At 42.5% G+C, this 8,952-nt stretch carries 11 protein-coding genes; 5 read left to right on the top strand and 6 right to left on the bottom strand.

All coding sequences use genetic code 11. The annotated features are described in order from the left end of the window. Window positions 1-166 precede the first annotated feature (166 nt). The gene (locus IQ242_RS09920) at window positions 167-361 is read right to left on the bottom strand and encodes a hypothetical protein (protein WP_002738625.1); all 195 of its coding nucleotides are present in this window, start codon (window positions 359-361) and stop codon (window positions 167-169) included. A 236-nt stretch (window positions 362-597) separates the two neighbouring features. Here IQ242_RS09920 and IQ242_RS09915 point away from each other — a divergent pair, with 236 nt between their 5' ends. The 3 genes from IQ242_RS09915 to IQ242_RS09905 are packed head-to-tail and all read left to right on the top strand — an operon-like array spanning window position 598 to window position 3,075. Continuing rightward, complete coding sequence (locus tag IQ242_RS09915; RefSeq protein WP_193959848.1) at window positions 598-1,173, top strand: hypothetical protein; 576 nt, start codon at window positions 598-600, stop codon at window positions 1,171-1,173. Between the two features lies 1 nt (window position 1,174). Next, complete coding sequence (locus IQ242_RS09910; protein ID WP_193959847.1) at window positions 1,175-2,854, top strand: glycosyltransferase family 39 protein; 1,680 nt, start codon at window positions 1,175-1,177, stop codon at window positions 2,852-2,854. An 11-nt stretch (window positions 2,855-2,865) separates the two neighbouring features. Further along, on the top strand, window positions 2,866-3,075 hold the full coding sequence (locus tag IQ242_RS09905) for a hypothetical protein (RefSeq protein WP_002752080.1): 210 nt from the start codon (window positions 2,866-2,868) through the stop codon (window positions 3,073-3,075). Between the two features lie 252 nt (window positions 3,076-3,327). Here the strand turns inward: IQ242_RS09905 and IQ242_RS09900 are convergent, their stop codons facing one another. The 5 genes from IQ242_RS09900 to rpmH form a co-directional block, all read right to left on the bottom strand. Then, entirely contained in the window at window positions 3,328-3,822 is a 495-nt protein-coding gene (locus IQ242_RS09900; RefSeq protein WP_072924812.1) for a R3H domain-containing nucleic acid-binding protein, read from the bottom strand. Next, entirely contained in the window at window positions 3,822-4,970 is a 1,149-nt protein-coding gene (yidC, locus tag IQ242_RS09895; RefSeq protein WP_193959846.1) for a membrane protein insertase YidC, read from the bottom strand. Before yidC ends, IQ242_RS09900 begins: the two co-directional genes overlap by 1 nt. Before the next feature lie 84 nt (window positions 4,971-5,054). Beyond that, on the bottom strand, window positions 5,055-5,450 hold the full coding sequence (locus IQ242_RS09890) for a PH domain-containing protein (protein WP_002738951.1): 396 nt from the start codon (window positions 5,448-5,450) through the stop codon (window positions 5,055-5,057). Continuing rightward, complete coding sequence (rnpA, locus tag IQ242_RS09885) at window positions 5,440-5,802, bottom strand: ribonuclease P protein component (protein WP_193959845.1); 363 nt, start codon at window positions 5,800-5,802, stop codon at window positions 5,440-5,442. The genes IQ242_RS09890 and rnpA overlap by 11 nt, the downstream gene beginning before the upstream one ends. A gap of 26 nt (window positions 5,803-5,828) precedes the next feature. Beyond that, the gene (gene rpmH, locus IQ242_RS09880) at window positions 5,829-5,966 is read right to left on the bottom strand and encodes a 50S ribosomal protein L34 (protein WP_002739276.1); all 138 of its coding nucleotides are present in this window, start codon (window positions 5,964-5,966) and stop codon (window positions 5,829-5,831) included. A 90-nt stretch (window positions 5,967-6,056) separates the two neighbouring features. On the opposite strand from rpmH, the gene IQ242_RS09875 reads away from it, so the two are divergent. Both IQ242_RS09875 and IQ242_RS09870 read left to right on the top strand, forming a co-directional pair. Next, window positions 6,057-8,021, top strand: a complete 1,965-nt coding sequence (locus IQ242_RS09875; RefSeq protein WP_193959844.1) for an amylo-alpha-1,6-glucosidase — start codon at window positions 6,057-6,059, stop codon at window positions 8,019-8,021. A 90-nt stretch (window positions 8,022-8,111) separates the two neighbouring features. Then, on the top strand, window positions 8,112-8,753 hold the full coding sequence (locus IQ242_RS09870) for an HAD-IA family hydrolase (RefSeq protein WP_193959843.1): 642 nt from the start codon (window positions 8,112-8,114) through the stop codon (window positions 8,751-8,753). Window positions 8,754-8,952 lie beyond the last annotated feature (199 nt).

Here is an 8,952-nt window from a genome sequence, read left to right as displayed (position 1 = left end):
GTTATCAGTTATCAGTTATCAGTTATCAGTTATCAGTTATCAGTTATCAGTTATCAGTTATCAGTTATCAGTTATCAGATTTGAGTTTCAGTTCACCGTTTACTGACCACTGAAAAAACTCCCACTCCCCCACACCTTTTCAACAGGATTGAGAATCAGAGGCAAATTAACGCATATTATTGACCGCACCACTAACCAAACCAGCGCTAACATAGCGACCATAACCATCAAGACGGTTTTGTTGAGCGATTCGGGAGGGATTATTGACGAGATCGGCAACTCCCACACCCATCATCACCACGGAGATAACTGCGATTAAGTAGTTACGGACAAAAGTTGGATTTTGGTGGCTGACTAACATGGTTGTTACCTCTCTTTCCTGTCGATAACCTTAGAATACGAGAGGGTTTGGGGTGATGTCAGTCCCATAATTCCGGGTGACAGAAGTGGAAAAAAGTGGAATCCACAGACAAGCTATGATTTTTTGTCGATTAGAATGGGTAAATAGGGAATCGGGAACAGGAAAAGGGCAGTATTCGTCGTCAATCTGGTTAAATAATCGATAAATTACCTAAAAACTCAGATATTCTCCAGAATATGACCTTAAAACCCGCGATTATGACCATAAAATTTTTCTGGCCTTTAGTTTTAGGATTATCTATTGTTATTATTGACAATGGGCAATATTTGAGAGCAGAAACGGTAACTTTGAGCGCCAGTCAACGGCAACAACTGCGATCGCTAGATGCTAAGATTATTTTACCTAACTATATCCCTCCCGGATTTCGGGCCAGCGAGATTAAAATCCTCGCAGAAGAGGGGAAAGGATACGCAGTCCTCTTTGAAAATGCCGAGAATAGCTGTTTTTTGGTGGAAGGAATCGAAAACGCCAGGGGCGATGATGGTTTAGAATTAGAGGGAACCCTGGCGCTCAATTCCCCACTATTTGGAGAAGGATACTGGCTCAATTATGGTACACCCAAAGACTCGGAATTAAGGCAACAATTCCCCGAACCCGATTTGTATTCCGATTGGATGAAAATGGGAGAATATTTTTATCGTCTCAGTGGGGCATTAATTGCCCGGGAGGAGTATGATTATCCTAATTGCCGTCAGGATATTTCCCCATCGGAAGCGGTTAAAATAATCGAATCTTTTGGAGATAACAATTAAATTGAATTTATCTACAGTCATTTCTGATCTACAACAAAGAAGCAAGGAGCGGTTATCTTGGTCTGATTTTTGCTGGTTAGGATTAGTAATAATTTTGGGACTGGTTATTAGGTTAACACAATTAACGAGCAAACCTCCCTGGACGGATGAATTTGCCACTATGGTTTTTAGTATTGGCAATAATTACCAGATAGTGCCGTTAAATCAAATAATTTCCCTCACCACTTTATTAGCACCTGTTCAGAGCAACCATCAGGCAACTATTGCCGATGTAATTAAATTAGTTATTCAGGAGGACAATCATCCACCTTTATATTTTATTTTCGCCTATCTCTGGAATAAATTATTCTTTGATCGGGGAGAATATGTATCTTTAGAAGGAATGCGATCGCTGGCGGTATTTTGGGGAGTTATTTCGATTCCTCTAATTTATTTTATCAGTAAATTGGTCTTTAAATCCGGCTCGATCGCTTTTCTGGCGGCGATTTTAATGGCGGTTTCTCCCTACGCAGTTTTTATCTCCCAAGAAGCGCGCCATTATACTTTAGCGGTTGTATTTGTCCTCATATCTTTAGGCTGTTTTCTGAGGGCAAGCAGCAAAATTATCCACCGTCAGAGAATATCCCCTACTTTGGTTTTTTTCTGGTTAATTGTCAACTGTCTAGGGTTATTAGTCCACTATTTTTTTAGTTTAACTATCCTCGCAGAGGCAATAACTTTATTATGGATTTTATCCAATCAAATCAAACAAAAAAACTTTTGGATAACTAATTGGTGGCGTTTAAGTTTAGTTTTTTTAGGTAACTTGAGCTTTATTATTATTTGGTTTATCACCTTTGTCCCCAAAGATTATGGCAATCAGATGACCGGTTGGATTCAGAGAGACAATGATAGTTTTTTAGCAGTAATTAGCCCCTTTTTTCAATTGCTGGGAACATTAATTACTATGCTTTCCCTGCTCCCCGTTGAATCAGAATCTTTAATAATTATCTTGATTTCTGGGGCAATAATGATCGGTTTTTTTCTCTGGATTATCCCACAATTAAAAACAGCATGGCTAGACTCCTATAAACCAGAATTAGGCATTCTATCGGCATTTTTTCTCAGTTCAATTGCTATTTTCTTTGTCATCACTTATCTCCTCTCGATCGATATTACCCGGGGAGCTAGATATAGTTTTGTTTACTTTCCCTCGGTAATTTTAATTCTAGCAATTTTATTAGATAATTGTTGGCAAAGGAAGCAGAAAAGAATAGTAATTATTGTCCTTATCATGGCTTTAGTTAGTTCCCTAAGTGTGACTTGTAATTTAGGCTATCGTAAGTATTATCGGCCAGATAAATTAGTTACTACTATCGAAAATAATAGCCGTTATCCGTTAGTAATTGCCACTAGCTATAGGAGTTTAGTGCAGGTGGGAGAAATGATGGGAATTGCTTGGGAATTTAACCAAAGATTTCCCGATAAAACCCCTAAGTTTCTCTTAGTTAACCCAGAACAAAAGCCAAATTTTAATCTGTCATCTTCCCCCCCTTTTGAATTATGGTTAATTAATTTCCATTCTTCAATAGATTTATCGGACTGTCAACTCTCAGAGTTATCCTCCAATTATGTAACAGGTTATCAATATCAAAAGTTTCTCTGTGGGCGATCGATGGATTATAATAGTGAAGTTAAGTAGGGCTATTAACTATGATTATTTGGGTAAATGAACAGATTGACCCCTGCGGTTTAGTACAAGCTTGTATTGCCTGTCAAGACGAACAAGCGGCAAAAGATTGTCATCAAAGTTGGTTAACCAATCTTACGGACGAACAAAAACAAGCGGGGTGGGTAGCAGTTTTAAGAACCGTAGAATCCTGGGATGATGTACCAGTAAATGCTCTGAAGTTAAGTTATTAAGTGGGTGGGTGGAATTAAATATAAGATGAACGTAGGTTGGGCTTCGGCCGTGAGCTTTTGCCGAACGGTTGAAGCATGAAACCCAACGCCCGCATAGTTTACGCTACCGCTAACCCATCCTACAAATAATTGTGCCTCCCTACTTAACTCTCCTGCAACAATCAAAAATCTTCCGTTAGGTGAAGAAACTCCGAGACAGGAGATATCTGCCTAAAATAAAAAAGAGGGCAGGTTTTACCCCACCCTTTGGTTTTATTTTAAACGAATTACTAACCGGCGATCGGGTTCCACGCCGCGACTTTCTGTGGTTAAATCGTTTTCTTCCTGAAAAAAGGCATGGATTTGGCGACGTTCCGCCGAAGATAGGGCTTTTAATTCTATTTCCTGTCCTGTTTGCCGCACTTGCGTCGCCGCTTGATTAACCCAGTCGAAAAGTTCTGACTGTCTTTGTTGACGATAGCCGTTGATTTCGACAATATAGAATTGATGTTCTGCCGCCTCGACACCAATATTCAGAATCGTATTAGCTAGGGATTGAATCGCATCCAGTCCCTCACCCTTGTTAGCGAGGAGAAGTTCCACTTGTTGGGGACTCAATTGACTGCTATCAATAATTAACCAACAGGAGGAAGGTCCAGTTCCCAATTCCTGCACACCAATCTGGACATCTGTGGGCATGGCCATTAACTTTAGCAGTTTTTCCAGCCATTGTTTAGCTTTCTCGCTATTTTGCTCCCATATACTCATTACGATGTTTTTTCCTTTTTCTTGCTAGAACGTTTTTCAAATGGGAGAGCATCGCGGGATTTTTCCGTTTTTTCCTGTTCCGCTACCAATTTTTGCAGGTTTTCCGGTAACGGTTCCCGCATCAAAATTACCGTTTGAATAGTTTGGAAGATGTTCGCAGTTAGGATATACATCAATACCCCCGCCGGTAAGGGGAAAAACAGGAACATCATACTAAAAATTATCGGGGTGATTTTATTCACCGTTTGCTGTTGTTGGGCTGCTCCCCCCGAAGGCGCACCGGCGCCGGATAACTCTTGGTTAACATAGATACTAATGCCGAAAGCGATCACCATCGCCAAAATATCCCAGTGAATTTCACCATTGGCACCGGTTGCCCCAATTCTTCCCAGGGCCTCAATAAAGAGAAAACCCGTATTAGCGGCAATCCCCGGCACGATAACTTTAATACTGGCATCTCCGGGGGCTAAAGCGACGATGGAACCGTCTTCATTAACTTGCACCAGTTCTTGACCTTTAACCACCTCGTAGCTGGGTTTTAGGTTATTTTCGGGTACTTCCGTGGCTAATTGGCCCAAAGACTTGCCCTGGTCGTTTTGCAGGTCGATTTTTACCTGTTCTCCCGGGGCGATTTTATTGCCTTGGGGTAAAAAAGCGGTGATGGGATAGTGGAGAGACTCGTCAATATAGACGTTTTGGGGTTTGGTGGCATAGGGTTGGCGCTGCACGAGGGCGATTTGTTCCCTTGGCAGCACTTGTAAATCGACGGTGTAGTTAATATCCGAGAAGGGGGAACCCCGCAGCGTCGCAAATAAAGCCAAAAGAATCGGCATTTGTAATAACAGGGGTAAACAACCCGCTAGGGGGTTGCCCAACTCCTGCATTAATTTGCCCATTTCCTCCTGTTGTTTTTGGGGGTCGTTTTTGTAGCGTTGTTGAATTTCTGCCTGTCTTTCCTTCATTAGGGGTTGAGTGATTCGCATTTTTCTCATATTGCGAATCTGGCCGGCGCTGAGGGGAAAGACGGCAAATCTCACCACTAGCGTTAAAGCAATGATGGCGAAACCGTAACTATGCACAATCCGAAAGAAAAAATCTAGGATTGGCAACATGATATTTGTGGAAATAAATCCGACTCCAAAATCCATGGGTTTAATCTATGCCTTCTCGTTTAATAGGGGTTCACTTTGACAAATCTAATTTATCGAATCTCGGCGATCGATTATTTTGTTTTATTGACTGATGATCGATTCTAGGGGACGACCGGTTTTATCGGCGACTCTTTCGGCAATGTAGTCATGAATTTCCCGAAATTTCGGCATCGCGCGCATTTCTAAACGACTTCTATCCTTGAGAGTTACGACAATATCCCCCCAAAGACCAATTCCTCTCGGCATTTTTGCCACTTTTGCCACTTCTGAATAGATAATATCTGTGCGATCGCGTCCCATCCAACCCCCGGTGATCGAAATCCGCCGATCGGTTATCTTATATCTTAACCAGATTGCCCGTACCACTGCCCCAACGGTTAAAGGTAAACAAATCACCGTAAATCCTAGCAGGATATTGATGATTAGGTCGCCGATGTGCGGACCGCCTTCATAAAAAGTTTCTTCTTTAATGCCCATGAATTATATTCGCCTTCACTAACAACTGCTTTAATTCTCGCAAAAAATGTTCATAATTGCACTCGATCGCCCCTGGACGGATAATGATTATCCCTCGCCATCCTGCTGCTATTTCTGGCAATAACTGCCGAATTACCGCTCGTATTTGCCTTTTTAGTCGATTACGAACCACCGCTTTTTTACTAACTTTCTTGCTAATCGAGATACCAAAACGACTGGGGCCGGGGGCATCTGGGCAAGAATCCTCTAAACTAATTAAGGTTAAGTGGGAACCGTGATAACGCCTCCCTTTTCCATAGACAGCTTGAAAATCCTGTCGATGTTTTAAGCGATGAATTTGGGGTAATCCCACGAAAATTAGTCGGTTCCCAGAATAACCTAAACACTTAAACGATAGCGCCCTCTTTTCCGACGAGCTTTAATTACTTTGCGTCCGTTGACGCTACGCATTCTCGCTCTAAATCCAGAAGTGCGCTTCTGTTTGCGCGTGGTTCCTTCTAAAGTACGTTTACTCACTGCTGATTTTCCTCCTTAAGATAGAGTTACTCTATAGATATAAAGACACAATTTTCTATTATAACAAAATTACTAGGAATTGGGAAGCTCATGGTCAAGCTCCGTTTCGGTCGGGATATCTGTAATTATCTCCCTAGCGCTGAAAAGCGGGAATGGTTAGTCACTAATGGTATCGGTGGTTTTGCTGCGGGAACCGTGGCCGGATTGCTAACTCGCTGTTATCATGGCCTCTTGATCGCTGCTTTGGCTCCACCGACGAAAAGAACGCTTCTTGTGACTAAAATCGATGAATCGGTACAATATAACCAGAAACTCTATCATCTGGCCAGCAATCGCTGGTTAGGTGGTACATTCGAACCACAAGGCTATATTAATATCGAAAGTTTTCATCTGGAAGGGACAATTCCCGTCTGGACTTTTATCTGTGGGGATGCCTTACTAGAAAAGCGTATCTGGATGGAACAGGGAGAAAATACCACCTATACTCGCTATACCTACCTTCGCGGCAATTCTCCCCTAACTCTCAATCTGACTGCTTTTGTCAATTATCGTGATTTTCACGGCAATACCCAGGGTTTTAACTGGCAAATGGATATTAGTCCTCTGGAAAAAGGAGTAAGAGTGATTGCCTATGACCATGCTGTACCTTTTTATCTATTAATCAGTCAAGGAGAGGTTTTTCCCGCTCATATCTGGTATTATCGCTTTGATTTGGCCGTGGAACGTTATCGTGGTTTAATTGATCGGGAAAATCATCTCCATGCCGCCAGTTTTTCGGCTACTCTTAAAGTGGGAGAATCGGTGACAATTGCCGCTAGTACCCGTCCCGATCCGAATTTAGACGGTCAATCTTCTCTAGAGTCTCGCTATCGCTACGAGAGTAGTCTGATTAATCCCCAGCAGCCTCAATGGATTCAACAACTTACCCTCGCTGCCGACCAGTTTATCGTTAGTCGTCCTCTCCGGGATCAACCGGACGGCAAAACGATAATCGCAGGTTATCCTTGGTTTGGTGATTGGGGTCGCGATACGATGATCTCCCTAAGAGGATTAACTTTAACTACAGTCCGACCTGCGATCGCCCGTCAGATTTTACTAACTTTTTCCCGTTATCTAGACCGGGGTTTATTGCCGAATTTGCTACCCGATGGCGGAGAAATCCCCGAATATAACGCTGTCGATGCTATTCTTTGGTATTTTGAAGCCATTCGTTCCTATTTTAACCAAAGCCAAGATTTTGAGTTTCTCAAAACTATTTATCCCGCTTTAACGGAAGTGATCGCTTGGTTTCGTCGCGGTACTCGCTACAATATTCACCTAGATGACGATGGTTTGATCTATGCCGGCGAAACGGGAGTACAATTGACTTGGATGGATGCCAAAGTTGATGATCTGGTGATTACTCCCCGCATCGGCAAACCCGTAGAAATTAATGCTCTTTGGTTCAATGCCCTAAAAATTATGGTTCAATTTGCCCATTATTTGGGCATAGATGCCACTGATTACGAAAAAATGAGAAAAATGACCTTAAAAGGGTTTTCTCGCTTCTGGGACGATTCTCTGGGGTATTGTTACGATGTTTTAGATACGGACAAGGGTAATGATGCCAGTTTACGACCGAATCAACTTTTTGCCCTGTCCTTGTCGGTGGAGGAGTTATTAAATTCCCCACAGAAAAAGGCCATTGTCGATATTTGTGCTTTAAAATTGTTGACTTCTCGCGGTTTGCGATCGCTTGCTGCCGATCATCCCGATTACCGTGGCGTTTACAGTGGCGATCGCTTAAAAAGAGACAGTGCCTACCATCAAGGGACAGTCTGGGGATGGTTATTAGGGGCATTTATCGAAGCCCATCTAAAAGTCTATCGCGATCCCATCCTAGCCGAGAGTTTTTTAACACCGATGATCGACCATCTTCAGGATAGCTGTATCGGTAATTTAAGCGAAATTTTCGATGGTAATGCCCCTTTTACCCCTAGGGGAGCTTTTGCCCAAGCATGGACAGTGGCAGAGGTATTAAGGGTTTGGCAAGTGATCCGAGAATTTCGGCCATAATCCTTTAAAATGAGCAATTGTTAGGTGTGTTAGGCCAGCTAAAGGGCTGACCCTAAAAACCTCAGTTCGACCGTTATAAACAAAACTCTCATGCAGAAACCGCAAGTTATTTTTCTCGATGCTGTGGGGACTCTTTTTGGGGTAAAAGGCAGTGTTGGAGCAATTTATAGTCAAATAGCAGCGGATTTTGGGGTACAGGTGGCGGCCGAGAGTCTAGAACAGTCTTTCTCGGCTATTTTCCCCACTTCTCCCCCCCTAGCTTTTCCTGACGTTGAACCGGCACAAATTCCCGAGTTAGAGTATCACTGGTGGCGATCGCTGACTGGGGCAGTTTTTAATAATTTAGGTTATCTGGAAAGATTTCCCGATTTTGAGGCTTTTTTTGGCGAACTTTACCATCATTTTGCCACGGCCGAGCCTTGGGTGCTGTACGAGGATGTCATTCCCGCTTTAAGACTCTGGCAGATTCAGGGGATCGAGTTGGGCATTATTTCTAATTTTGATAGTCGTATCTACCAAGTTTTGGCAGAATTAGGCTTAGAATATTTTTTTCGATCGATCACGATTTCTTCTCAGGTAGGAGCAGCTAAACCAGATCCGGAAATTTTTCAAATCGCCCTACAAAAACATGATTGTCCCCCCGCACAAGCTTGGCATATTGGCGATAGTAAAAAAGAGGACTATCAAGGGGCAAAAGCCTTGGGTATAGAAGCGTTTTTAATTAAAAGATAAAAGCGAGAAAAAGTCTTTCAGTGGGAATAGGGGATAGCGAGGAAATACATATCGGGAGCATCTCACCTTTGTAACCCCTAAATCAGGTTTTTATGTCAAGCTATTTTGAAAGCCTTGCTAGAAACCAGTTTTAGGGATAAGTATAATTACTCACTTGCATAAATGAGATGCTCCCTACATATCCCCTATTCCCAAATAC

This window comes from Microcystis sp. LEGE 08355 (genome assembly GCF_015207185.1).
Classification (GTDB): Bacteria; Cyanobacteriota; Cyanobacteriia; order Cyanobacteriales; family Microcystaceae; genus Microcystis; species Microcystis panniformis.
This window is presented reverse-complemented; position numbering and strand designations above follow the sequence as displayed.